The organism is Pandoraea commovens, from assembly GCF_024704525.1.
In the GTDB taxonomy this organism is placed as follows: Bacteria; Pseudomonadota; Gammaproteobacteria; order Burkholderiales; family Burkholderiaceae; genus Pandoraea; species Pandoraea commovens.
Genome location: NZ_CP102780.1, coordinates 5,046,469 through 5,069,420 on the forward strand (window position 1 = coordinate 5,046,469; position 22,952 = coordinate 5,069,420).

A 22,952-nucleotide genomic window follows, 5' to 3' on the forward strand; every position below is an offset into this window, starting at 1 on the left:
AAACATGCGCCGTTATGTCCTGCTTGCCGCTGTGCCTGCCGCATTCGCTGCGGGCTTCCTCTCTTCCCATCTGATGCCGAACGCCGTGGCGCAGGCAGCACCGCCCGCCGCGCTCACGCCACAGATCATCGACGTCGGCGCGATGACCGACGAACAAATCGGCAAGCTCGTCCCCAACGTGGGCACGCTGCGCTCGCGCACACTGGTGGCCACGCAAAACGGCACCGTCGCCGTGCAAAGCGGGAACGTGCCGCGTCACACCCATCAGGACGCCGATGAAATTCAGTACGTGATTTCGGGCAGCGGCACCTTCTGGCTGGGCGATCAGCAGCGCGAAGTGCACCCGGGCGATCTGATCGTAATTCCGCGCGGCACCGTGCATGCCGGGTCGCAGAACACCAGCGGCGAGTTCAAAGTGCTGGCCATCAAGCTGCCGCCGCAAGCGCCGAACGATATTCAGTGGGTGAAGTAAAGGGATGACAGGCCGACGGAGCGCATGGGGGCACGGAGGCACTGAGGTGTCCATCCGCCCCGTGCGGGAACGTTGGCGCAGACAGGTCAGCCAAAGTGGCGATTGAGCCAGACGGCCCCATAGCCGAGTGCAAACATCGTGAGCAACAGGGGCACGGAAATGCGGATGATCTGAATGACGAGCGGACGCGGCGGCAATTCCTCGTCCTGCGGCATGCGACCCGCCTCATGCAGCGCCCCCGTGCAGAGCGCCGCCGCCACCGCGCTCGCGAACACCCAGAACGTCTGGTTGTAGAGCAAGGCGACGAGCAGCAGCGTGAGCGCCACGTTGCGTCCGTGATAGATCAGATTGACGGTATTGCGAAAGGCTTGCGGCGACATGTCGGAAAAGCACTGACGTGTGCATGACTGCACCGCCTGCGCGAAGTGTCTTGTTATTCGTTTTTTGATCCGCAGTGCGCATCGAAACGCATCGCGGGCCTTTAATTCCTCACTTAATCCCTAACGGCGCTGGCTGCCGAGTCTTTAGCGAATCGTCGGCCGCTCATCGGCCGCTCACCGGTCATCTGTGGCGTGTGCGCCGTGCATCTTACCGCGCCGAATCCACACCTTCGGGTGATGCCGTACTTCATACGGATGGAGTCATACGAATGGAGTATCCTCCCCCGCATGACAGCCCCCGCCTCCTCCCGTCTCCAGCAAGCCGCACAGGACACCCGCGACGGTGCCCCGCAGCGCGCCGTCTACGTCATCGTGGCGCATCCGCGCTGGCGCGACTCGCGCGTCAACCGACGCCTGCTCGAAGCCGCACGCGGCATCGAAGGTGTCGACGTCAACGATCTCTACTCGACGTATCCCGACTTCAGCATCGACGTGGCCGCCGAGCAGGAACGCGTGGCGCGCGCCGACCTGATCGTACTCGTGCATCCGATCTACTGGTACAGCATGCCGCCGTTGCAGAAACTCTGGTTCGACGAAGTCCTGTCCTGGGGCTGGGCTTACGGTCAGGACGGCCACGCACTCGCCAACAAGGACCTCTGGCTCGTGGCCAGCACCGGCGGGCCGCTCGAAAGCTACCGTCCCGAAGGGTACAACCAGCACGAGTTTTCCGCGTTCCTGCCCGCTTACGAGCAGACGTCGCATCTGTGCGGCATGCGCTTTTTGCCGCCGCACGTGCTCTTTGGCGCACGACGCTGTGACGCCGCCGCGCTCGACACCCACGTGCGCGAATTCGCCGGACGTCTCGCCACTTACCCGCACTGGCCCGAGCTGATCTCGATGGCGGACGCCGACGAATGTCAGGTGATCCCGTCGACGGATCGGCCGCGCTGCGCTGCGAGCGACAACACACAGAACACCACCGACACCGCTCCCGGGAGGGCCGCCTGATGGAACATGTGCCGTCCTGGTTGCTCGCCAGTCTCATCTATCTGGCGGCGGCCGTCATCGTCGTGCCGCTGTCCCGTGCGCTCGGTCTCGGCGCGATCATCGGCTACCTCGCCGCCGGGATCGCCATCGGCCCGTGGGGCCTCGGCCTCGTCTCGCGTGTGGAAGATGTCCTGCACTTTGCCGAATTCGGCGTGGTGCTGATGCTGTTCCTCGTCGGCCTCGAACTGGAACCGCGTCGCCTGTGGAGCTTGCGACGGCCGATCTTCGGCTGGGGCTCGGCGCAGGTCATCGGGTGCGCCGTGTTGCTGTTTGCAGCGGGCGTCGCGCTCGGCGCGCCGTGGCGCATCGCCCTCGTCGCCGCGCTCGGTCTCGCACTGTCGTCCACCGCCATCGCCTTGCAGGTGATGGCCGAGCGCAACATGCTCGCTACTGCCAGCGGTCAGGCGGGCTTTTCGATTTTGCTGTTCCAGGACGTCGCCGCGATTCCGATTCTCGCGTTGCTGCCGCTGCTCGCCGATTCAGTCGACAGCCACGCGTTGACGGGTACGGAGCGCGCGCTCGAAGCCCTGAAGATCGTCGGCGTGATTGCCGCCATCATTCTCGGCGGCCGTCTCGCATTGCGTCCGCTGCTGCGCTGGATTGCCAATAGCAAGACGCCGGAAATCTTCACGGCGGCGGCTTTGTTACTGGTCGTCGCCATTGCGACGCTGATGCAACTGGTCGGCCTGTCGATGGCGCTCGGCGCCTTCCTCGCAGGCGTGCTGCTCGCGGAAAGCGAGTACCGTCGCGAACTCGAAACCGACATCGAGCCGTTCAAGGGATTGCTGCTGGGGTTGTTCTTCATCGCCGTGGGCATGAGCATCGACTTTGGCGTGCTGATGGCTCAACCGCTGCGCATGCTCGCCGTCGTGATCGGCTTCATGGCGCTCAAGGGACTCGCGATCTACAGTCTGTCGCGTCTGATGCAGTTGCCGTATCAGGAGCGTCCGATCTTCACACTGTTGCTCGCGCAAGGCGGTGAATTCGCCTTCGTGGTGTTCCAGTCGGCCGGTCCGCAGGTGCTGCCACCTGCGGTATCGTCGTTCCTGATCGGTGCCGTCGCGCTATCGATGTTGCTCTCGCCGCTGCTGCTCGTGGCCATCGACAAGTGGTTGCTGCCGCGTTATAGCGTGAAGGGGTCCCCGCGCATGGAGGAGATCTCGGAGCCGCAGTCGGCGAATGTGGTGATCTGCGGCTTCGGACGGTACGGTCAGATCGTCGGCCGCACGCTGATTCCGCAAGGCGTGTCGGTCACCGTGCTGGATCACGACCCGGACACCATCGAGAGTCTGCGTCAGTTCGGCTTTCGCGTGTTCTACGGCGATGCCACGCGTCTCGATCTGCTACGCATTGCGGGCGTGGCCAACGCGCGTGCTGTGGTCATCGCAGTGGACGATATCGATCAGTCGCTCGAAATCGCCGATCTGATGCGCGAGCATTTCCCCGACGTGCCCGTCATCGCCAGAGCGCGCAACGTCGGACACTTGTTCCAGTTGCGCGAGCGTGGCGTGAAGCACATCGAGCGGGAAGTCTTCGAGTCGTCGCTGCGCAGCGCGCGCTCGGTGCTGGAAACATTGGGGTGGCCAGCGTCCGAAGCCCGTGAAGCGACGATGGCGTTCAGACGCGCCAATTTGCAGTTGACGGACGAAATGTATCCCTCCTACCAGGATCGCAACAAGATGATCGCCACCGCGAAGGAAGGGCGTCGTCAGTTCGAAGAGCAGATGGCGCGCGAGCGTGCGACGCGTCGCGCGCAGCGACAGGTCACGTTTGGTTGGGACGGCGACAGCGCCCCCGAAAAGACGCCGGAGCCAGCCAGCGCCGACACTTCAACGTCTACGGATCGCACCGGGACATCGCGCGCGGGCGACAAACCTCACGCCTGAGCGATCTCTCGTCGAGACCCTCCCTTCCCGAACGCACGCTATCGCGTCGATAGCGTGCATCCCCATCCTGCCAATCAACCGAACAATCAGTCGAACGGCTTGAAGTGGCCGTCGGCAGGCACACGGGCGTCGGCGCGCAGACGCGTTTCCGCTTCCACACCGGCGAGCCCACGGTAATACAGATGCACGGCGATGGCCGCCGAGTAGCGGCGGATTTCCACGAGCGTGAGATGCGCGTGCTCGGCCGACGTGAACATCAGATACGGCGATTCTTCTTCGATCAACCCGGCGACCTGATGCAGGCCGTGACGGTGCAGCACTTCCGTGAGTTCGTCGCGGCTGCGGTGCGTGTTCGCGTCGGTGGCCGGGTACATCATGCGCAGCAGGGCAAGCGGATGGTCGGCAACGGCGAGCGACAACGCCTGTACGACAGCGTGACTATCGAGAGCCGTAGCCACGGCTTCACCTTCGGGACGATGCTGCGGAAAGAGTTGCTCAAGGGTCAGCGACATGTTGAGTCCATTGCAAGGTAGCTGCGAAAACTGCGACAGCGGCTCTACAGTCTAGTCATGTCTGCGCACGCGATATAGCGCGTCGCGCGAATACCTGCGTTGCACGCGCCGCAACAATTACCAAATATTTCAATCGCTGCACTGGCCTTCCTGCCACAACGTTCGCCGCATTGTCATTACGCAGTTTTACGTCATGCCGTGGCCTCGAGCCGATGACACAATGCACGGCTAGAAATAGGTTAACAAATTAACAAAAAGGAAGAGACAGTCGTGGTCAAAGGTATTTCCCGTTTTTTCACGCAGGTCGTGCACCGCTTTTTGCCCGATCCGCTCATCTTCGCCATCTTCCTCACCGTTATAACGTTTGCCCTCGCCCTCGGCTTCACCCCCAAGACGCCGGGCGATCTCGTGCTCCTCTGGGGCTCGGGCTTCTGGAATCTGCTCGCGTTCTCCATGCAGATGGCGATGATTCTCGTGACGGGTCACGCCCTCGCCAGCTCCGCGCCGATGAAGCGCGCGATGGCCGCACTCGCCGGTTCGGCCCGCTCCCCCGCGCAGGCCACGATGATGGTGGCACTGCTTGCCGGTGTCGCTTGTGCTATCAACTGGGGCTTCGGCCTTGTACTCGGCGCGATGTTCGCGCGTGAAGTGGCGCGTCGCGTGAAAGGCACCGATTACCGTTTGCTCGTCGCGTGTGCCTACATGGGCTTTCTGACGTGGCACGGCGGTCTTTCAGGCTCCGTGCCGCTCGTGGCCGCAACGCATGGCAATCCGATGGAAAAAGTCGTCGGCCTGATTCCCGTCTCGCAGACGCTGTTTACCGGCTATAACGCCTTTATCACCATCGGCCTGATCGTGATGTTGCCGCTGCTGGCGCGCGCGATGATGCCGCGTCCGAACGAAGTCGTATCCGTCGATCCGAAGTTGCTGGTCGACGAACCGACGCATGAACGCGTACTCGGCCCGAACGCCACGCTTGCCGAAAAGCTCGAAGAAAGCCGTCTGCTGTCGCTGCTTGTGTTCGTGCTGATTGCCGCGTATCTGGTGCTGCGCACCGTCACGAAGGGCTTTACGCTCGATATCGACACCGTGAACATTGCGTTCCTCGGCATCGGCATTCTGTTGCATCGCACGCCGATGGCTTATGCGCGTGCCGTGGCGAACGCTGCACGCGGCGCGTCGGGCATCATGATTCAGTTCCCGTTCTACGCTGGCATTCAGGCGACGATGGATCACTCGGGACTCGCCGGTGTCATCACCAACTGGTTCATCGAGATCGCCAACGTCCACACGTTCCCGCTGCTCGCCTTCCTCAGCTCGGCCGTGATCAACTTCGCCGTCCCATCGGGTGGCGGTCACTGGGTGGTGCAGGGGCCGTTCGTCATGCCTGCCGCACAGGCGCTGCATGCCGATCTCGGCAAGGCGGCCATGGCCATCGCGTACGGCGAAGCCTGGACGAACATGGCGCAACCGTTCTGGGCACTGCCCGCGCTCGCCATCGCCGGGCTCGGCGTGCGCGACATCATGGGCTACTGCGTGACGGCGCTGCTGTTCTCGGGCGCCATCTTCATCGCGGGGATGTATCTGTTCTGACGGGTTCCGTCGGCGCTGTGCGGACTATCCACAAGACGGTCTGCACGGCGCGCGCATGGCGCTTGGTGATATGATTTTTGTCGACGCCGACAGACCCCATACCGAATGCGATATCCCGACCAGATGTCCGACACGTTAGCGGCTGCCGTAGCGCAGGCCGACCATGTCATGCGGCATTGGCAATACGATGTCGACGGCCCCGTGAAAATTGGTTCGGACTCCCATAAACGCATGTTCTGCCGCATGCTGCTGGAGTCTCACAACCCCTACAAGCCGTCCGTCATCGAGTGGCCGAAGCTGCCGCCCGACGCCCTCAGGCGTCTGACCGCGCTGCCCATCTGGGACATCGCCGTGCAGACGGAAGGACGCGCATCGATTCGCGTCGCCACTTACGCTGCCACGATTCAGGACTCGCTGCTGCGCGAAGCCCTCGTCATGGACGGCGAGGAAGAGGCGCGTCACAAGGTCGTGCTCTCCAAACTTGTCGAAGCCTATGGCATCGAACTCGCCGCCGAGCCCCCTTATCCGCCGCCGAAAGACGCCGAATGGGCGTGGATGAAGACCGGCTTCAGCGAGTGCATCGACAGCTTCGTGGCCTTCGGTCTGTTCCGCTCGGCACAGCGCTCCGGCTATTTTCCCGAAGCACTGGTCGAGACGTTCGAACCGGTGATTCAGGAGGAGGCGCGCCACATTCTCTTTTTCGCGAACTGGGTGGCCTGGTACCGGCGCACGCTGCCGTTCTGGAAGCGTCCGTGGTTTTACGCGCGGGTCGCGGCCGTCTGGGTCACGCTGATCTGGGATCGCATTGCGATCGCGCGCGGTATCGACACCGACGGCGTCGCACGCGATATCAACTTCCCGGCGACAAGTACCGCCGACATCGGTGAAGGGCTGAAGCCGCGCGATCTGATCCTGCTTTGTCTGGAAGAAGATGCGCGACGCATGAACGGCTACGACAAGCGTCTGCTGCGCCCGACGCTCGTGCCGAGGCTCGCCCGCATCACGCTGCGCTTCATGAAGGCCTGACGAACACCGTCATCATTGGCGGTCGGCAACGGATCGCAAAAACAAAAAAAGCCGTCCCGGGCATCACACCCGGGACGGCTTTTTAACTTTCTACTGCTGCGGCGATATCAGCCGCGCGGCGATCAGCTGCCTTGGAACTCGTCCAGTTGGCCAGCAGCGCGGGCACGGGCCAGCTCTTGCTTGACGTCGGCGCGCGACACGCTCGAGCTTTGGGCGACGGCGGCGACCGGGTAGTCCTGGTCGTTTTGTGCCATCAGGCCTTCAGTGCGGGCTTGCGCCAATTCCGTCTTCACTTCGGCGCGGGTCTTGCTCTCACCCGAAGCGACGTACACCGGATAGTCGGCATCGCCTTGCGGGATCAGGCCGTTGGCGCGAGCCTGAGCCAGATCGGCTTGCACGGCGGCACGCGTGAGCGGCTGGCCTTGCGAAGCGATTTCGGGGTAGTTGTTGCCGTTTTCGGCAGCGTTGCTAGCAACAGCACCAAGGGAGGCCACAGCGGCGATAAGGGCGATTGCGATGTTCTTGCGGTTCATTTTCCTAACTCCTGTCATGTTGCGACGACTTTGTTTTGAATTGCGCCGTCGATGGAGAGAAGTCTAGAACTCGCGCTTGCAATGAAAAACGCGATATTTGTCGAGGAACTATTGCGTCTTTTGATGAGAATTAATGCACCACTTCGGTGCGATAGAAAAATAGAAACGCCGCTGCGTCCGGTAAGACCCGGCGAGCAGCGGCGTCGCAAGCGGTGAGAAAGGTGGGGGTGAAGACTCAGTCGGTGAGCGATGCGCCGAGGGCGTCGAGCAGCGAATTGGTCCCGCGCTCACGGGATCCTGCGTCATCGTAACCGTCCAGAAATGCGCCTTGCTCGGTCATGACGAGATGGGTACCGCCATCGCGAGCCTTGATGTCGATGGTCGCGAGCGACACCGAAATCTTGCGCGTATCCAGATGCATTTCGTACACGTAGACGAGACGCGTGTCGGGGACCACATCGTAGTAGAGCGCATCGAAAGTCGACACCATGCCGCTCGTCCACCGAGCCTTCGCCGTCTCACGGCCACCCGGACGAACATCCATCGATCGCTCGATCAGCGTCAGGCCGTCGCTTCGCGCAAACCATCGATCCTTGGCCTCGCGCTCCGCCAGTGCGCGGAACACACGGGCGGGCGATGCCGGGTACTGGCGTTCGAGACGAAACGTCGAATGCACGACACTGCGTTGCGTCGGTGCTTCGGCTTCCTTCATGACCTCGCGTCCCAGCTTGTCCAGCGTTTGCGTCCAGCCCTGCCCCGCGCCTTCCGGCATCCATGCGAAGGCGGGGTCGAGCACCGTATAGCGTTGCTCGACGTCGAGCTGCGTGCCTTGCGCCACATCGACAAAGCTCGCCGTGGTGAGCGCGCTGAACAACGCATGTCCCTTCTCGTCCGTCACTTTCATGTCGATGACCAGACGCTTCGGTGCATCGACTTCTACGAAGCGCCCGCGAATCCAGTGCGATTCGCCTTCGGGCGACTGCATCCGCAGATCGAAAGCGCCGCCCTCGCGAGCGTCGATCTTCGCTTCGGGCACCGTGTAACCGGTTGGGCAGAACCAGCGCTTGACGGCCTCGGTCGAGGTCCACGCACTGAACACCACGTCGCGCGCTACAGCGTACGTCCGGCTAACGGTGAGCGGACGCGCTTGTGCGCTCGCTTTTGCTTCACTTGCTGTCGTCATGAAGGTCTCCTTCGGGCGGCAGGCTGGCCAGATACTCGCCCAATCGGTCGAGGTGGCCCTCCCACTCGTGACGGCGCTGGTTGATCCATCGCTCTGCAAGGCTCAGCGCCTGAGGTTCGATCCGGCACGTGCGCACACGTCCCGCCTTTTCCGTTCGCACCAGCCCCGCGCTCTCCAGCACGGACAGGTGCTGCATGACCGCCTGCAACGACATCGACAAGGGCTGCGCAAGCGCGCTCACCGACGCTGGCCCCTGCGCCAGACGCACGAGCATCGCTCGGCGAGAGGCGTCGGCCAGTGCCTGAAAAGTCAGATCGAGGGTGTTGTCATGGTCAAGCATGTGCTTGAGTATAGTCGCGATAAATACTAAAGCAAGGACTTTAGTATTAAATTTTTCGGGAAAGGCTTCGGCGACCCGCTCCATCTCCCGGCCGCCGAGGACTCAGACGGTTCAGGTGATGATGTGATGCTCGCGCGCCCGCACTTGCGCCGTGTGCTGACGATGCAGGATTTCCCGCAGCGATTGCTCGATGGTCTCGGACATGGCGTCGAGCGCCAGATCGTTCGCTTCCAGACCGAACGGCTCCTCGATCTCGGCGCTCACCGCTTCAAGCGCAAAGAACGTGTACGAGATGAAGGCGACGATCACGGGCGTCATCGGACCGATGGAGTCGACCAGCCCGAACGGCAGCAGCAGGCTGTAGAGATACGTCACGCGGTGCAGAATCACGCCGTACGTGAACGGAATCGGCGTGGTGGCAATGCGCTCGCAGCCGCCGATGGCTTCGCCGAGGCGGTCCAGATGCATCTCCATGACCTGCGCCAGCGGTGCTTCGATCTGCCCGCGCATGCGGCGCTCGCGCAGCCACTCGCCCGCCATCAGCAAAATAGTGATCGGCTTGAACTGCTTGCGCTTGAGGCACGCCACGTCTTCCTTATCGAGCAGGCGCTCGAAGTCGGCGCGCGGGTCCGTGCCGCGCAGTTGGTGACGCATTCCATGCACGAAGGCAATGAGATAGGCGACGAAGCGCGGCGAATCGGAGGTATCCGACACAAGCGTCATCGACTGACGGGACAGCGCCCGCGTCTCGTTGAGCACACTGCCCCAGAGCACACGGGCTTCCCAATAGCGGGCGTAGCTGGTGGTGTTGCGGAAACCGAGAAAGATCGCGAGCGTAATACCGATCAGCGAGAACGGGATGAACGTGAGCGGGATCTTCCATTCGAAGATGCGCCCGTGCGCCAGCGTGACGACAATCGAAATGATCGTGGTGAAAATGAGCTGCGGGGCGATCTTGGGCAAGATCGAGCCGCGCACGACGAATAGCATGCGCAGCCAATGCAGATTGGGACGGACGATCATGATGACGAATGGGCGCTCGCAAGCGCTGAGAAACTGGCTGTGGGGGTAGCCGTTGGGGCCGGATGATACGCCGATATTCGCGTCATTGAAATCTCCGAACCTCGTGCCGTGGGTCAGGCGCGTCAAATCGTCGCAATGACAAACGCCCGTCAACCGTAAGGCCGACAGGCGTTCGCCATTCTTGCCATTCGTCTTGCGCCGTGCGACGCAGCGGCGTTTACTTCACGTTCAGCGCCTGCGCCAGCGTGACCGGGTCCTGGAAGATGCTCGAAAAATCGAGCCCGCCATGACCGTTCGCACGATGCACTTCGAAGATACGGCGCGCGAGATCGCCCAGCGGCGTCGCTACCTCGCTCGACTCGGCCGCACCGTGCGCGAGACGCAAGTCCTTCGCCATCAGATCGGTCGCGAAACCGCCGGTGTAGCCGCGCGAGGACGCTGCATTCTCCATCACGCCCGGGCAGGGGTTATACACTTCCAGCGTCCAGTTGCGTCCGGAGCTTTGCTGCATCACGGCCGAGAGCACCTTAGGGTCGAGACCGTTCGCAATGCCCAGTCGCAGCGCCTCGCTCGTGCCCGCCATCAGAATGCCCAGCAACATGTTGTTGCACAGCTTGAGCGTCTGCCCTGCGCCGAGCGGGCCGCCGTGGTGGATTGCGCGTCCCATGTTGCCCAGCAGCGGCCGCATGCGCTCGACAAGCGCCGCATCGCCGCCGACCATGAACGTCAGCGTGCCCGCCGCCGCACCGGCCGTACCGCCCGAAACCGGTGCGTCGAGCAGCAACGTGCCGGGCCGCGCAAGCTTCGCCAGTTGACGGGGAATCTCCGGCGGCACCGTGCTGCTGTCGATCAGCACGGCGTCCGGTGCAGCATTCGCCAGCACCCCTTGCGGGCCGTCGTACGCCGCAAGCACATGCTCGCCCGCAGGCAACATGGTGATGACGACCTGCGCGTCGCGCACCGCATCGGCAATCGATTTCGCCGGGCGGCCACCGGCCGCTGCAAGTCGCTCCACCGCTTCGCCGGACAGGTCGAAGCCGCGCACGGCATGTCCGGCCTTGACCAGATTCGCCGCCATCGGACCGCCCATGTTGCCCAGCCCGATGAACGCCACGCGCAGCGTCCCTTGTTGAGTTTCCGTAGCCATCGTCTGTCTCCGAAATCCGTGGAAGGGCGCGTTACTTCAGCGTGATCGTGGTGTTCACACCTGACGGGCCGGTGCCGCGCGCCTGCCAGCGTGCAGTGACGGTCTTCGTCTGCGTCCAGAACAAGATGGCTTGCTTGCCGTTCGGGCCGAGATCGCCGAGCTTCGACGCACGCGAACCGGTGAAGCTGAACCACGCGACCGGCACCGGAATCGGCAGGTTGATGCCGACCTGACCGACGTCGATTTCATTCTGGAACTGACGCGCCGCACCGCCGTCCTGCGTGAACAGCGCCACGCCGTTACCGTTGGGGTTCGCGTTGACGAAGGCAATGGCTTCGTCGAGCGTCTCGGCCCCGGCCATGCACAGCACCGGCCCGAAGATTTCCTCGCGGTAGATCGACATCTCGGCCGTCACGCCGTCGAAGATGGTCGGGCCGACGAAGTTGCCGTCAGGTGCTTCCTTGACCGAGTGACCGCGCCCGTCGAGCAGCAGCTTTGCCCCCTCTTCCGCCCCCGCGCCGATCAGTTTCTCCACACGCGCACGGGCCTGCTTCGAGACGAGCGGTCCAACGTCCGCCTTACGATCCGTGCCCGGTCCGACCTTGAGCGCACGCGCGCGCTCGACCAGCTCCGGCACCCACTCGCGGGCTTCGCCCACAAGCACCGCCACCGACGTCGCCATACAACGCTGCCCTGCCGCGCCGAAGGCCGCGCCGAGCAGATGGTTGATGGCTTGCTCGCGATCCGCGTCCGGCAGGATCACGCAGTGATTCTTTGCGCCCATCATCGCTTGACAGCGCTTGCCCGCTTCCGATGCACGACGATAGATGTGCGTGCCGACATGCGTCGAGCCGATGAACGACACAGCCTTGATATCCGGGTGATCGCAGATCGCGTTCGCGATGTCCGGGCCACCATGCACGACGTTAAGCACACCCGGCGGCAGACCGGCTTCGAGTGCGAGTTCGGCGAGACGCAGCGACGCGCTCGGGTCTTGTTCCGAAGGCTTCAGCACGAACGTATTGCCCGTGGCGACGGCCAGCGGGAACATGAAGCACGGCAGCATCACCGGGAAGTTGAACGCGGTAATGCCCGCACACACCCCGAGCGGTTCGATGAGCGTATAGACGTCGACACCACCGGCCGCGTTCTGCGCGTACTCGCCGAGTTGCAGCGACGCGATCGAGCAGGCGTGTTCCACGACTTCGAGACCGCGTCCGACTTCGCCTTCGGCGTCGGGCAGCGTCTTGCCATGTTCACGCGTAATCAGTTCGGCGAGCTCGCCCGTGTGATCGCGCAGCAGTTGCTGAAAGCGCAGCATCACGCGCATGCGATTGGCTTGCGACGTGTTGCGCCAGCCCTTATAGGCTGCCTTGGCGGAAGCCACAGCCGCATCGAGTTCTTCGGTCGTGGCGAACGGCACGCGCGCGACGACTTCCTGCGTGGCAGGGTTCACGACGTCGCGCCATTGCGACGTCTTCGATTCAACACGCTTGCCGTCGATGAGCAGCGGAATGGTGGGTAGGGACATGACACGCTCTCCAGATCGAAACGAATGCAGGGATTCGGGTAAGGGTTGAGGGCCGTCGGGTGACGGCCCGATGTCGGTTACTTCGCTGCCGTGTTCGTCTTCACGAGCGAACAGGTCGATTTCGACAGCGGCTGGAAGGCTTCCGTCGCGGGGACGGTGGCCACTTTAGTGTAGTAATCCCACGGGCCGTTGGACTCGGCGGGCGACTTCACGCGAAACAGATACATGTCGTGAATCACGCGTCCGTCCGGACGAATCGACGCGTTGTGCATGATCGGATCGCGAATCGGCAATTCACGCATCTTTTGCGCAACCACCTTCGCGTCAACACTCTTTGCCGCCGCGACCGAGCGCAGGTAATGCAGCACGCTCGAATACACACCGGCCTGCACCATCGTCGGCTTCAGATTCTTGTACTTCTTCTGGAAGCGGTCGGACCACTTGCGCGAGGCGTCGTCGAAGTCCCAATAGAAGCCGTCGGTAAACATCAGCCCTTGTGCCGTATTGAGGCCGAGGGCGTGAACGTCCGACAGAAACACCAGCAATGCGGCGAGCTTCTGTCCGCGCTGCACGATGCCGAATTCGCGTGCCTGCTTGAGCACGTTGACGGTGTCCTGCCCGCCGTTGGCGAGTGCCACGACCTGCGCCTTCGAGCTTTGCGCCTGCAACAGGAACGACGCGTAATCAGACGCATTGAGCGGGTGTCGCGACTGGCCCACAACCGTGCCGCCGAGCGTCTTCACGATATCGGCGGCGTCCTTTTCCAGCGAGTGCCCGAAGGCGTAGTCGACGGTGATGAAGTACCAGGACTTGCCGCCATCACCGACCACTGCGCGGGCGGTGGCGGCCGACTGTGAGTACGTGTCGAACATCCAGTGGAAGCCCGTGGGCGAGCAGTCTTCGTTGGTCAGGCGCGTGGTGGCGGGTCCGGAGAACAAGACGACACGCTGCTTGTCCATCGCGAGCTTCTGCACGGCGAGCGCCGCCGCAGAGTTCGTCAGATCGGCAATCGCGTCGACGTTGTCGCGATCGAACCATTCGCGCGCCTTATTGGCGGCGACATCCGCTTTGTTCTGGTTGTCGGCCGACACCAGTTCGACCTTCATCCCTTTACATTCGGCGGCCAGACAGTCGTCGATGGCCATTTGTGCGGCCACGACCGACCCCGCTCCGCCCATCGCCGAATACGTGCCCGACATATCGGTGAGTACGCCCACCTTGACGGGCCGGTCCGGCAACTGCGCAAACGTTCCGGCTGACGACAATCCCAAGCCCGCACCGAGTCCCAGCGCGAGCAGCCACGGCTTGATCTTCATCGCTTTTGTCTCCTTCAGGTCTTTTATGCTTTCGTCGCCGACGTCTATGCGTGGCGCTCATAAATTGTATTTGTGCGAATTTGCTTTACATAGCGAAAATCTGCATCTACTTTGTGCAGAAATGCACATAGCGACTTCACACAGGAGCGGAGGTATGGCGCACAGCGGCGCGACGAGAACGGCACGGTCAACCGGCATGCCCGGGGCATCGGGTGCGGAACCGCGTCCCGACTGGGACGACCTTCGGTACTTTCTGGAAGTGGCGCGCACGCAGCGCGTGAGTGCGGCTGCGCTTCGGCTGGGTGTCGACCACACGACGGTGTCGCGACGGGTGCGTGCGCTGGAGCAGGCGCTCGGCACGCTGCTGTTCGACAAGTCGCGCAACGCAGGCTTCGCGCTCACGCCCGAAGGCCAGCAGTTGCTGGTGCATGCAGAGCAGATGGAGACGGCGCTGCAATCGGCCTGCGAACAGGTCGCGGGGCTTGGACAAACGCTCTCGGGACACGTGCGCATCGGGTCGACGGAAGCGTTCGGCACGTACTTCGTCACGCCCGTGCTCTCACGCTTTCAGCGCGAATACCCCGCCATCGACTTCGACGTCTTGCCGGTGCCGCGATTCGTCAGCCTCTCCAAGCGCGAAGCCGATCTGGCGATTACCATCGAGCGCCCGCAACGCGGACCGTATGTGTGCAGCAAGCTGTGCGACTACCGTTTGCAGTTGTACGCCACGCCCGGCTATCTCGCGCAATACGGCGACGTATCGACGTTCGCCGACCTCACGGGGCGTCGCTTCATCAGCTACGTGGACGAACTCTCGTTCAGCAACGAGTTGCGCTATCTGGAAGACATCGTGCCCGGGTGCAACGTCGTGCTGCGCAGCACGAGCGTCATTGCGCAATATCAGGCGGCGTTGCAGGGCGAAGCGCTGGCCGTTCTGCCGTGCTTCATGGCGGCGCAGGATCCGCGACTCGTGCCGCTGCTGGTCGACGACGTTGTCGTCACGCGCAGCTTCTGGATCTACTGCCACGAAGAATTACGCACGCTCAAACGCATTACGGTGCTGTGGGATTACCTGCGCGACGCCGCCCAGCGCAACGACGCCCTGTTGCAAGGCAAGGCCGGGCAGTTGCTGCTGACCTGACGCCGCGCGCTTAGCGAATCTTGCGCTGCTCTTCCTCGATCACCGTGGGAATCGCGATGCGCATCGCTTCGACGAAACGGCGCAGACGCGCGGGGTAATACTTCGCGTACGGGTACAAGAGATACATCGGCAGCGGCGTCGAGCGCCATTTCGGCACGAGCTGAATCAGACGTCCCTGCGCGATGTCTTCGGCCATCACCCAGGCCGACGCCACGCCCACCCCCAGACCGCGCAATGCGGCACTGCGCAACGCAAACAGATTGTCGGTACTCATGCGCGGGTCGAATGTGATGCGCTCGCTCTCGTGCGTCTCGCGATGCGTCAGCGTGATGTCGGTCCGGTAAAACGTGGTGAGCGCGAGCCATGGAAACGCCGTCAGCTCCGAAGGTTGTTCGGGCATCGGACGTCCCCGAAGCAAGTCGGGCGACGCCACGACGATGCGCGGCACGTCGGTCAGCAGGATGGCGACGTTCGACGGGTCCTGCAATTCGCCCACGTGAATCGCGCAATCGATGCCCTCGGCAATGAAGTTCGGCTCGCGATCCTGCAAGAACCAGTGCACCTTCATCCCGGTATAGCGATCGAGAAAGTCGGCCAGCGGCCCGATCATCATGTCCTGCCCGAACGCGTGCGGCACAAGCACGCGCAGCGTCCCCTCCGGCTCGGCCCCGGTGCCGCGCAGATCGGCCTCGAACGCCTCCCAACTGGTCACAAGCTCCTTCGCACGCGCAAAACAACGCTCGCCGTCTTCGGTGAGCTTCATGCGATGGGTCGAGCGCTGAAGCAGCCGCAGGCCCAGCGAGCGTTCCAGCATTTGCAGCCGTCGGCTGACGGTCGGCTGCGTGGTGCCGAGCTGGGCCGCCGCCGCCGACAGGCTGCCGGATTCGACGATGCGCACGAAGGTCTGCATCAGTTCGACGCGGTCGGCGCCACCGGGTCGGAGGGCCGAAGGCGATGCGGAGGATGAGGGATCGAGGGGCTCTGTCATACGTCACACGTATAAAGGTTGTACGGATTATAGGTCTACCGCTGCACCGCACCAAGCGAGACACTACGCCCCGTACCTTCCTACTGGAGCCTCAAGCAATGAGTTCCGCGCAAATTTCGAACGCCCCCGACGCGAGCCGTGCCACGCCCCGGCCGCAGCCGGAGCTGTCCGCACGACTGATTCTGTTGCTGGCAACGGGCACAGGCCTGACCGTCGCCTCGCTGTACTACGCACAACCGATGCTCGGCATCATGACCGACGACATCCACGCGGCCAACACGACCGTGGGATGGGTGCCGACGCTCACCCAACTCGGTTACGCCCTTGGCATTTTGCTGCTCGTGCCGATGGGCGACATCATCGACCGCCGCCGTATCGTACTCGTCAAGGGCGCGATCCTGACGCTGGCCTTGCTGCTGGCGGCCTTTGCGCCAGGCATCGGCACCTTGCTCGTCGCGAGTCTCGCCATCGGTCTGACGGCGACGATGGCGCAGGACATCGTGCCTGCGGCCGCCACGCTCGCTCCCGAATCGATCCGGGGACGCGTCGTCGGCACCGTGATGACCGGCCTGCTGCTCGGGATTTTGCTGTCCCGCGTGGTGTCGGGCTTCGTCGCGCAGAATTTCGGATGGCGGGCGATGTATGTGGTCGCGGCCATCAGCGTGGCGGGCTTCGGTGTGGTCGCGTGGCGCAGCCTCCCGTCGTTCCATCCGACGACGCAGATGTCGTACCGTCAACTGATCGGCTCGGTCGCGAGTCTCTGGCGTCGTCACCCGGCACTGCGCCGGGCAGCCTTCGCACAGGGCTTGCTGTCGGTCGGCTTCAGCGCGTTCTGGTCGACGCTGGCCGTGATGCTGCATGAGGCGCCGTTCCATCTGGGCGCGGCCGCCGCCGGTGCGTTCGGTCTGGCCGGTGCTGCGGGTGCGCTCGGTGCACCGATTGCCGGTCGTATTGCTGACAAGAAGGGCCCGCAGATCGTGACGCGTCTCGGCGCAGGCCTTGTGGCCGTGTCGTTCGCCGCGATGCTGTTCGCCCCGCTGTTGAGCCCGCATGCGCAACTGTGGCTGATCGGTCTGGGTGCCATCGGCTTCGACCTCGGCGTGCAGGTCGCCCTGATTTCGCATCAGACCATCGTGTACGGGATCGAACCCCCTGCCCGCAGCCGTCTGAACGCCGTGCTGTTCGTCTGTGTGTTCATCGGCATGTCGCTCGGTTCGGTGCTCGGCTCGCAGGCGCTGGCGCATTGGGGCTGGACGGGCGTCTCATCGCTCGCCATGCTGTCCGCGCTCGGTGCGCTGGCTGTGCGGATGTGGCCGGGCACGACGTCGGCACACTAATGCGCGTGTATTGAAGGATGGATGAAAGAAGGGCCTTGCAGACGGTCGGTCTGCAAGGCCCTTCTTCTTTGTGCTTCGGATGTTCAGCGTACGACTGCTTTGGCGGCACCCGCGAGCACTCGCGCGAACAACTCGTCGGTATCGACGTCGGCCAGATTGAGGCCGAAGCGTCCGGCCAGCGCGTCGACCAGTTGCGACGCCGAATCGATCTTCGTCTCGGCGATCACATCGCCCTTCGGACCGCGCTCAACAAGTTTGGTATCGAGCAATGCGAGACGTCCCTGCGGCAACACGCGGCAAGCCATGAGGTGATTCGTGAAGATCGAGTCCGGCGCGCTCGACGTGTACCAGTTCCCGAGCTTGTAATCGATCCACTCGGCGGGGCGCGGCGCGAACCGATAGGTCGGCAGCCACGTCTGCGCCGACTTCACGCTCAGACGATATTCGCCGACGGTATGACCGTCGCTCGTCGGCACCGGCGTCAGATTGAAGATTTCGAGCGGCGTGGCCTGCTCGCCCGACGCATTCAGACGCAACGGCGCTGTCAGCGTAACCGAGCCGAAACCCACATCCGCCAACCACGATTCGCCGTCGAGTTCGATGCGCAGCAGCATGTGCGTGAGCGGTGCTTCTGCTTCGAAGGTGCGGCCCCAGCAGACGCGTCCGATCAGTGGCGTGACGTCGAACCCGAGGTACTTAAGCGCACTCGCGAACAGCGCGTTCTGCTCGAAGCAGTAACCGCCGCGTTGGCTGTCGACCAGCTTGGCGACGACCGACGGCAGATCCACATTCACCGCTTTGCCTCGCATCGGATCGATGTTCTCGAAGGGAATCGCGAGCGGATGCAGCGAGTGCACCGCACGCAGCACATCGAGCGTGGCTTCGCGGGGGCCGGTATAACCGATGCGCCGGAAATAACGCGCAGGATCGAAATCTTGGGACATACCGGCCTTCCTCTGTCAGTCGTTCGATTCGCAGAAGCGAATGCGGTTATTGAATGGGTCCGTCACCGTCATCTGCTTGCCCCAGTCGAGTGCTTCGATACCGGGATTCATATTGGGATAACGCTTGCCCGACAAGTCGCGCTGATAGGCTTCGACCCCGCGCATGAAGACGAACGTCGTCGCCCCCGGGCTGGCATCGCCGAAGTGACCGGACAGGTGCAGCGTCATGCCCGCACGCGAGACCTGACAGTACAGCGGCATACCGTCGGCGAAGCGATGCTCCCAATCGAGCCTGAAGCCGAGGAAGTCGACGTAGAATTCGCGCGCTTTCGCTTCGTCGAAGATCCGGTGAATCGGCGCGACGGTGTCGAACACGATGCCGTCACTGACCGCAGCAGCGCTCACTTTGGCGGCGAGCACGTTCCAGTCCGCAAAGCCGAACTGTGCGGCGACGGATTCGAGTGCCTGTGCGTGGGAGATGTCGATGCCCTCGCGCGCGAGCCGTTCGCGCAGGGACTTGGCCATGATTTTGGCGTCGAGATAGGTTCGCATGTTGGCCATCCTTGATAGCGTTCAATGGCGACGCATTCGATCAGTGCTCGCGTTGCTGATGCGCGTCGCCCGGAGAACGGGACGGACATGCGATACCTGCGATGCTTTCACCGTCCCCTGATCGGGTGCGAGCGGCAGGCAGCATCGGCCGTGCGGCAATTCTAGCAGCAATCGCAGGCCGCCGAAGACCACCGCCACGGCGATGCCGAAATGCGATGGCGGCGCCCGGAATTCCGTATTGGCCTGCCATGCAGCGCGCCGGTATAGTGGCGCTCGTCGGCCGGGCGCATGATCCCCATGCATCGGCCTTAGCCTTCCGGAGTCCTGCGTCCATGATCGACGCCGCGCGTATTACGCAAGCGCTGGCCGAGCGCCACATCACCCCCGACCGTCGTCAACGCGACGCCATCGCCGTGCTCGCGAGCCTCTCGCCACCGGGCGCGCCCCGTGGGGCGGCAACGCATGACGGCGTCTATTGCTACGGCTTGCCCGGACGCGGTAAAAGCCTTGTCGTGGATGCCGCCTTCGCCGTCGCCGATGGCGAGAAGCGCCGAGTGCACTTTCACGAATTTCTGCGCGACATCCACCGTCAACTTGTGCGCGAGCCGAAGTGCGACGACCGGCTCGCGGCTGTGGCCAATCGCTGGCTCGATGGCGTCGAGCTGCTGTGTTTCGACGAATTCCACGTCCACGACATTGCCGACGCCTTCCTCATCGGACGCTTTCTCGACATCGCGCTCGCACGCGGCGTGCGACTGGTGCTGACGTCGAACTACGCCCCCGCCCAGTTGTTGCCCGACCCCGAGTTTCACGAGCGTTTCGAGCCGACCGTCGCCGTGATTCTTCGGCGCTTCGCCATCGTCCATTTCGACGGCGCAACGGACTACCGGATGGGAGGCGACGCGGCGTCGATGCCGCGCTGGCTCGCGCCGCTGGAAGCCGCACATGAGGTCCTGCCAGCGTGTTACGAAGCGCTGGAGGGCCGCCCCGCAATCGCCCCGTCAAACGTCACGGTGGCCGGTCGCGCCCTGGCGGTGCGCAGCGCAGGCGAGCGCGTGGTGTGGGCCGACTTCGAGGCGCTGTGCGTGGCCCACCGCTCGCATCTGGACTACCTCAGTCTTGCCGAACAGTGGCATGCGCTGATCGTCGATGAACTGCACGTCGAGCAGTTGCGCCGCCCCGACACGTTGCAACGCTTTCTCTGGCTCGTCGACATTTGCTACGACCGTCAGCGAACGCTGCTGATCGCGTCCGATGCGCCGCTGATCCCCGCACTCGACGCACTGAGCGACTGGCGCGATCTGTCACGCACGATCAGCCGTCTCGCGGAGATGGGTTCGCGGGACTACGAGCGACGCACGCTGACGCCCGATCGCTGAACGTCACACCACGCTGGCGATGGTTTCCCGTAGCCAGCGATGCGCCGGGTCGCGATGCACGCGCTCATGCCAGTACATCGAGATCTCGAAGCCGGGCAGATCGATGGGCGGGGCCATGAGTTGCAGCGCGGGATCGTCGCGCACGAGACGCTCCGGCGCCATCGCGACGAGATCGGTGCTCGCAAGCGCCGCGCGCAGAAACAGAAAGTGCGGCACGGAGAAGACGACACGTCGCGACAGGCCCATCGTGGCAAGCGCGTCGTCGGTGCTGGCATGAAAGCCGCCGCCGTCCTGCGAGACGATGCTGTGATCGAGTTCGCAGAACTGCTTGAGCGTCGGGCGACGCTTCAACTTCGGATGCCCCCGCCGTCCCACCAGCACGTAACGCTCCGTGAATAGCGCCTTGCGACGCAAGCCGTCCGGCGCGTTCTCCGTCGTGTGAAAAACAACATCGATGTTGCCCTGCTCCGCCTGACGCGACAACCGCGACGGGACCAGATCGTAGACCGCCAGGCGCGTCTTCGGCGCTTGCGAGCGTAACTGCTGCATGAGCGGCAGGACAATCGTCGATTCGGTGTAATCGGTCGCGGTGATGCGCCACGTCAGATCGGCATTCGCCGGTTCGAACGGTGCCGCCGGGGCCACGGCGCGCGTGAGCGATTCGAGCGCTTCGCGCAAGGGTTCGCGCAGCGACTCCGCCCGAGCCGTCGGCCGCATGCCGCGCGGCCCCGGCAGCAACAACGGGTCTTCCAACACGTCGCGCAGCTTCGCGAGGTGCACGCTCACCGCTGGCTGGGAGATGTGCAACCGCTCGGCCGCACGTGTGACGTTCAGCTCGGCCAACAGTACGTCGAGCGTGACGAGCAGATTCAGATCGAGACGTCGCAAATTAACCATCGTTATACCTGCCATATCAGGAATTCATTTCCAATATACCTTGTGCGTCTCTAAGCTGCATTCATCCCCATCCGAATGAAGCGATGGCATCGAATACGCCGCAAGACCACGGAGTCTGAAAATGAATGTTCTGATCGTCTACGCCCATCCCCAACCGCGCTCGCTCAACGGCGCGCTGCGCGACTTCGCCGTGCAGCATCTGGAAGCCGCGGGGCATCATGTGCAAGTCTCGGATTTGTACGCGATGCAGTGGAAGACCACCATCGATGAGGCGGATGCACCGCAACGCGATCCGGCTGAGCCGTTTCACGCGTCGCTCGACTCGAAGCAGGCGTTCCTCGACGGCACGCAGCGCGCCGACATCGCCCGCGAGCAGGAGAAGCTTCGCTGGGCCGATACGGTGATCTTCCAGTTCCCGTTGTGGTGGTTCTCCATGCCCGCAATCATGAAGGGCTGGTTCGACCGCGTGTATGCATATGGCTTCGCCTATGGCGTGGGCGAGCATTCGAACGCGCACTGGGGCGACCGTTACGGCGAAGGCTCGCTGTCGGGCAAGCGCGCCATGCTCCTGGTGACGACCGGCGGCTGGGACTCGCATTACAGCGCGCGCGGCATCAACGGGCCCATCGACGACATCTTGTTCCCGATTCAGCACGGCATGCTCTTCTACCCGGGCTTCGACGTACTGCCACCGTTCGTGACGTTCCGCTCGTCGCGGGTCGATGCCGAAGCTTTCGCCGCGATCACGCGCGATTTGGGCAAGCGTCTGGACACGCTCGCGACGACAGCGCCGATCCCGTACCGTCGCCAGAACTACGGCGACTACGAGATTCCTGCGCTGACGCTCAAGGACGAGGTCGCCACCGGCCTGACGGGATACGCTGCGCACGTCGCTCACGTCGCTCACGTCGCTCACGTCGCTCACGTCGCTCACGTCGCATAAGGGCCGCGTCACGACCCGCTTGCCGCCCGACGCGCGATCTGCAAGACTGGCGGCTCCGTTCCGTTACCGGTGCCGCCTCATGCAACTCTCCACGCTTGCGATATATGCCACCGCCGCGCTGATCGGCGGCCTGATCCCCGGTCCGACGACACTGCTCGCCCTTGCCAACGGCGTCTCGGGCAACTGGCGAGTGGTGCTCGTGGGGATGTGCGGTGCGGCGCTGTCCGATCTGCTGGTCGTGGCCGCTGTGGGCGCCGGGCTCGGCGCGGTACTCATGGCGTCGGCGACGCTGTTCGCCACCGTCAAGTGGATCGGCGTGGCGTATCTCGTTTGGCTCGCGATTCAACTCTGGCGCAGCCATCCGCAAGACCTGAGTCAGGTGCGGATCAAGTCCGATCTGAGTGCAGGACGCGTCTTCCTGCGCAGCTTCGGCGTCGGACTGACCAATCCCAAGATTCTGCTGTTCTTCTCGGCGTTTCTTCCGCAATTCGTGGACACGTCGATGCCGCTCGCGCCGCAGTACGCCGTGCTCGCGGTGGTCTCCGCTGGCGTCGATATTCTGGTGATGACGCTTTACGCGACCGGCGGCGTGCAGGCAGCGCGGCTGATGACGGCACGCGGTCTCAAGCGGCTGAACCGCGTTTGCGCCGTCGTCATGTTCTCGCTTGCGGGCGGTCTGGCGTTGTATCGCAAAACCGGTAACTGAGCGCCAAACGTTCAGGTGAAGCGCGACACGCCCCCGCACCGCGCTTCACCTTCCCGCTTCTAGCGTCACCTCTAGC

23 protein-coding genes are annotated in these 22,952 nt (G+C 63.4%); 10 read left to right on the top strand and 13 right to left on the bottom strand.

Annotated elements, in window-relative coordinates:
* The first annotated feature begins 4 nt into the window (after nucleotides 1–4).
* Entirely contained in the window at nucleotides 5–472 is a 468-nt protein-coding gene (locus NTU39_RS22705) for a cupin domain-containing protein (RefSeq protein WP_039392993.1), read from the top strand.
* Nucleotides 473–558: 86 nt separating this feature from the next.
* On the opposite strand, the gene NTU39_RS22710 is transcribed toward NTU39_RS22705, so the two are convergent.
* Entirely contained in the window at nucleotides 559–852 is a 294-nt protein-coding gene (locus tag NTU39_RS22710) for a hypothetical protein (RefSeq protein WP_039392996.1), read from the bottom strand.
* Between the two features lie 288 nt (nucleotides 853–1,140).
* Between NTU39_RS22710 and kefF the strand changes: the two genes are divergently transcribed.
* Together kefF and kefC are read left to right on the top strand one after the other, a co-directional pair.
* Nucleotides 1,141–1,860, top strand: a complete 720-nt coding sequence (gene kefF, locus NTU39_RS22715; RefSeq protein ID WP_257958628.1) for a glutathione-regulated potassium-efflux system oxidoreductase KefF — start codon at nucleotides 1,141–1,143, stop codon at nucleotides 1,858–1,860.
* A complete protein-coding gene (kefC, locus tag NTU39_RS22720) occupies nucleotides 1,860–3,785 on the top strand; it encodes a glutathione-regulated potassium-efflux system protein KefC (RefSeq protein ID WP_246184577.1) in 1,926 nt (641 codons plus the stop codon). The genes kefF and kefC overlap by 1 nt, the downstream gene beginning before the upstream one ends.
* Before the next feature lie 86 nt (nucleotides 3,786–3,871).
* Here the strand turns inward: kefC and NTU39_RS22725 are convergent, their stop codons facing one another.
* On the bottom strand, nucleotides 3,872–4,297 hold the full coding sequence (locus tag NTU39_RS22725; RefSeq protein ID WP_052252296.1) for a hypothetical protein: 426 nt from the start codon (nucleotides 4,295–4,297) through the stop codon (nucleotides 3,872–3,874).
* A 270-nt stretch (nucleotides 4,298–4,567) separates the two neighbouring features.
* Between NTU39_RS22725 and NTU39_RS22730 the strand changes: the two genes are divergently transcribed.
* Nucleotides 4,568–5,890, top strand: a complete 1,323-nt coding sequence (locus NTU39_RS22730) for a TIGR00366 family protein (RefSeq protein WP_150664542.1) — start codon at nucleotides 4,568–4,570, stop codon at nucleotides 5,888–5,890.
* 123 nt (nucleotides 5,891–6,013) lie between these two features.
* Nucleotides 6,014–6,916: a ferritin-like domain-containing protein gene (locus NTU39_RS22735; protein ID WP_257958629.1), complete on the top strand. Its 903-nt coding sequence runs from the start codon at nucleotides 6,014–6,016 to the stop codon at nucleotides 6,914–6,916.
* A gap of 122 nt (nucleotides 6,917–7,038) precedes the next feature.
* On the opposite strand, the gene NTU39_RS22740 is transcribed toward NTU39_RS22735, so the two are convergent.
* The 7 genes from NTU39_RS22740 to NTU39_RS22770 form a co-directional block, all read right to left on the bottom strand.
* Complete coding sequence (locus tag NTU39_RS22740) at nucleotides 7,039–7,449, bottom strand: DUF4148 domain-containing protein (protein ID WP_174984668.1); 411 nt, start codon at nucleotides 7,447–7,449, stop codon at nucleotides 7,039–7,041.
* 235 nt (nucleotides 7,450–7,684) lie between these two features.
* The gene (locus NTU39_RS22745; RefSeq protein WP_150664545.1) at nucleotides 7,685–8,632 is read right to left on the bottom strand and encodes an SRPBCC family protein; all 948 of its coding nucleotides are present in this window, start codon (nucleotides 8,630–8,632) and stop codon (nucleotides 7,685–7,687) included.
* A complete protein-coding gene (locus NTU39_RS22750) occupies nucleotides 8,616–8,972 on the bottom strand; it encodes an ArsR/SmtB family transcription factor (protein ID WP_039401336.1) in 357 nt (118 codons plus the stop codon). The genes NTU39_RS22745 and NTU39_RS22750 overlap by 17 nt, the downstream gene beginning before the upstream one ends.
* A gap of 111 nt (nucleotides 8,973–9,083) precedes the next feature.
* The gene (locus NTU39_RS22755) at nucleotides 9,084–9,995 is read right to left on the bottom strand and encodes a bestrophin family protein (protein WP_150664546.1); all 912 of its coding nucleotides are present in this window, start codon (nucleotides 9,993–9,995) and stop codon (nucleotides 9,084–9,086) included.
* A gap of 217 nt (nucleotides 9,996–10,212) precedes the next feature.
* Nucleotides 10,213–11,142, bottom strand: coding sequence for a 3-hydroxyisobutyrate dehydrogenase (gene mmsB, locus NTU39_RS22760; RefSeq protein ID WP_150664547.1), 930 nt, complete (start codon nucleotides 11,140–11,142; stop codon nucleotides 10,213–10,215).
* 31 nt (nucleotides 11,143–11,173) lie between these two features.
* Complete coding sequence (locus NTU39_RS22765; RefSeq protein ID WP_150664548.1) at nucleotides 11,174–12,673, bottom strand: CoA-acylating methylmalonate-semialdehyde dehydrogenase; 1,500 nt, start codon at nucleotides 12,671–12,673, stop codon at nucleotides 11,174–11,176.
* Nucleotides 12,674–12,750: 77 nt separating this feature from the next.
* A complete protein-coding gene (locus NTU39_RS22770) occupies nucleotides 12,751–13,989 on the bottom strand; it encodes an ABC transporter substrate-binding protein (RefSeq protein WP_257958630.1) in 1,239 nt (412 codons plus the stop codon).
* A 196-nt stretch (nucleotides 13,990–14,185) separates the two neighbouring features.
* Between NTU39_RS22770 and NTU39_RS22775 the strand changes: the two genes are divergently transcribed.
* On the top strand, nucleotides 14,186–15,130 hold the full coding sequence (locus NTU39_RS22775) for a LysR family transcriptional regulator (protein WP_257958631.1): 945 nt from the start codon (nucleotides 14,186–14,188) through the stop codon (nucleotides 15,128–15,130).
* A gap of 10 nt (nucleotides 15,131–15,140) precedes the next feature.
* Here the strand turns inward: NTU39_RS22775 and NTU39_RS22780 are convergent, their stop codons facing one another.
* Nucleotides 15,141–16,118, bottom strand: coding sequence for a LysR family transcriptional regulator (locus NTU39_RS22780; RefSeq protein ID WP_257958632.1), 978 nt, complete (start codon nucleotides 16,116–16,118; stop codon nucleotides 15,141–15,143).
* A 98-nt stretch (nucleotides 16,119–16,216) separates the two neighbouring features.
* On the opposite strand from NTU39_RS22780, the gene NTU39_RS22785 reads away from it, so the two are divergent.
* On the top strand, nucleotides 16,217–17,455 hold the full coding sequence (locus NTU39_RS22785) for an MFS transporter (protein WP_150664550.1): 1,239 nt from the start codon (nucleotides 16,217–16,219) through the stop codon (nucleotides 17,453–17,455).
* Nucleotides 17,456–17,538: 83 nt separating this feature from the next.
* Here the strand turns inward: NTU39_RS22785 and NTU39_RS22790 are convergent, their stop codons facing one another.
* Both NTU39_RS22790 and NTU39_RS22795 read right to left on the bottom strand, forming a co-directional pair.
* Complete coding sequence (locus tag NTU39_RS22790) at nucleotides 17,539–18,399, bottom strand: arylamine N-acetyltransferase family protein (protein ID WP_257958633.1); 861 nt, start codon at nucleotides 18,397–18,399, stop codon at nucleotides 17,539–17,541.
* Nucleotides 18,400–18,414: 15 nt separating this feature from the next.
* Nucleotides 18,415–18,951, bottom strand: coding sequence for a glyoxalase superfamily protein (locus tag NTU39_RS22795; RefSeq protein ID WP_150664552.1), 537 nt, complete (start codon nucleotides 18,949–18,951; stop codon nucleotides 18,415–18,417).
* A 332-nt stretch (nucleotides 18,952–19,283) separates the two neighbouring features.
* On the opposite strand from NTU39_RS22795, the gene zapE reads away from it, so the two are divergent.
* Nucleotides 19,284–20,330 carry a cell division protein ZapE gene (gene zapE / locus NTU39_RS22805; protein ID WP_150664553.1) on the top strand — a complete coding sequence of 349 codons (1,047 nt, stop codon included), beginning with the start codon at nucleotides 19,284–19,286 and terminating at the stop codon, nucleotides 20,328–20,330.
* 3 nt (nucleotides 20,331–20,333) lie between these two features.
* Here the strand turns inward: zapE and NTU39_RS22810 are convergent, their stop codons facing one another.
* A complete protein-coding gene (locus NTU39_RS22810; protein WP_217426158.1) occupies nucleotides 20,334–21,227 on the bottom strand; it encodes a LysR family transcriptional regulator in 894 nt (297 codons plus the stop codon).
* A gap of 121 nt (nucleotides 21,228–21,348) precedes the next feature.
* On the opposite strand from NTU39_RS22810, the gene NTU39_RS22815 reads away from it, so the two are divergent.
* On the top strand, nucleotides 21,349–22,170 hold the full coding sequence (locus NTU39_RS22815; protein WP_257958634.1) for an NAD(P)H-dependent oxidoreductase: 822 nt from the start codon (nucleotides 21,349–21,351) through the stop codon (nucleotides 22,168–22,170).
* 79 nt (nucleotides 22,171–22,249) lie between these two features.
* Complete coding sequence (locus NTU39_RS22820) at nucleotides 22,250–22,876, top strand: LysE family translocator (RefSeq protein WP_150664556.1); 627 nt, start codon at nucleotides 22,250–22,252, stop codon at nucleotides 22,874–22,876.
* Nucleotides 22,877–22,952: the final 76 nt, after the last annotated feature.

Coding starts and splice junctions, on each gene's coding strand:
- NTU39_RS22770 (WP_257958630.1), bottom strand. CDS start 13,989: ATGAAGATCAAGCCGTGGCTGCTCGCGCTGGGACTCGGTGCGGGCTTG.
- NTU39_RS22755 (WP_150664546.1), bottom strand. CDS start 9,995: ATGATCGTCCGTCCCAATCTGCATTGGCTGCGCATGCTATTCGTCGTG.
- kefF (WP_257958628.1), top strand. CDS start 1,141: ATGACAGCCCCCGCCTCCTCCCGTCTCCAGCAAGCCGCACAGGACACC.
- NTU39_RS22780 (WP_257958632.1), bottom strand. CDS start 16,118: ATGACAGAGCCCCTCGATCCCTCATCCTCCGCATCGCCTTCGGCCCTC.
- kefC (WP_246184577.1), top strand. CDS start 1,860: ATGGAACATGTGCCGTCCTGGTTGCTCGCCAGTCTCATCTATCTGGCG.
- NTU39_RS22710 (WP_039392996.1), bottom strand. CDS start 852: ATGTCGCCGCAAGCCTTTCGCAATACCGTCAATCTGATCTATCACGGA.
- NTU39_RS22820 (WP_150664556.1), top strand. CDS start 22,250: ATGCAACTCTCCACGCTTGCGATATATGCCACCGCCGCGCTGATCGGC.
- NTU39_RS22740 (WP_174984668.1), bottom strand. CDS start 7,449: ATGAACCGCAAGAACATCGCAATCGCCCTTATCGCCGCTGTGGCCTCC.
- NTU39_RS22790 (WP_257958633.1), bottom strand. CDS start 18,399: ATGTCCCAAGATTTCGATCCTGCGCGTTATTTCCGGCGCATCGGTTAT.
- NTU39_RS22775 (WP_257958631.1), top strand. CDS start 14,186: ATGCCCGGGGCATCGGGTGCGGAACCGCGTCCCGACTGGGACGACCTT.
- NTU39_RS22705 (WP_039392993.1), top strand. CDS start 5: ATGCGCCGTTATGTCCTGCTTGCCGCTGTGCCTGCCGCATTCGCTGCG.
- NTU39_RS22795 (WP_150664552.1), bottom strand. CDS start 18,951: ATGCGAACCTATCTCGACGCCAAAATCATGGCCAAGTCCCTGCGCGAA.
- mmsB (WP_150664547.1), bottom strand. CDS start 11,142: ATGGCTACGGAAACTCAACAAGGGACGCTGCGCGTGGCGTTCATCGGG.
- NTU39_RS22735 (WP_257958629.1), top strand. CDS start 6,014: ATGTCCGACACGTTAGCGGCTGCCGTAGCGCAGGCCGACCATGTCATG.
- zapE (WP_150664553.1), top strand. CDS start 19,284: ATGATCGACGCCGCGCGTATTACGCAAGCGCTGGCCGAGCGCCACATC.
- NTU39_RS22765 (WP_150664548.1), bottom strand. CDS start 12,673: ATGTCCCTACCCACCATTCCGCTGCTCATCGACGGCAAGCGTGTTGAA.
- NTU39_RS22745 (WP_150664545.1), bottom strand. CDS start 8,632: ATGACGACAGCAAGTGAAGCAAAAGCGAGCGCACAAGCGCGTCCGCTC.
- NTU39_RS22750 (WP_039401336.1), bottom strand. CDS start 8,972: ATGCTTGACCATGACAACACCCTCGATCTGACTTTTCAGGCACTGGCC.
- NTU39_RS22785 (WP_150664550.1), top strand. CDS start 16,217: ATGAGTTCCGCGCAAATTTCGAACGCCCCCGACGCGAGCCGTGCCACG.
- NTU39_RS22725 (WP_052252296.1), bottom strand. CDS start 4,297: ATGTCGCTGACCCTTGAGCAACTCTTTCCGCAGCATCGTCCCGAAGGT.
- NTU39_RS22815 (WP_257958634.1), top strand. CDS start 21,349: ATGAATGTTCTGATCGTCTACGCCCATCCCCAACCGCGCTCGCTCAAC.
- NTU39_RS22810 (WP_217426158.1), bottom strand. CDS start 21,227: ATGGTTAATTTGCGACGTCTCGATCTGAATCTGCTCGTCACGCTCGAC.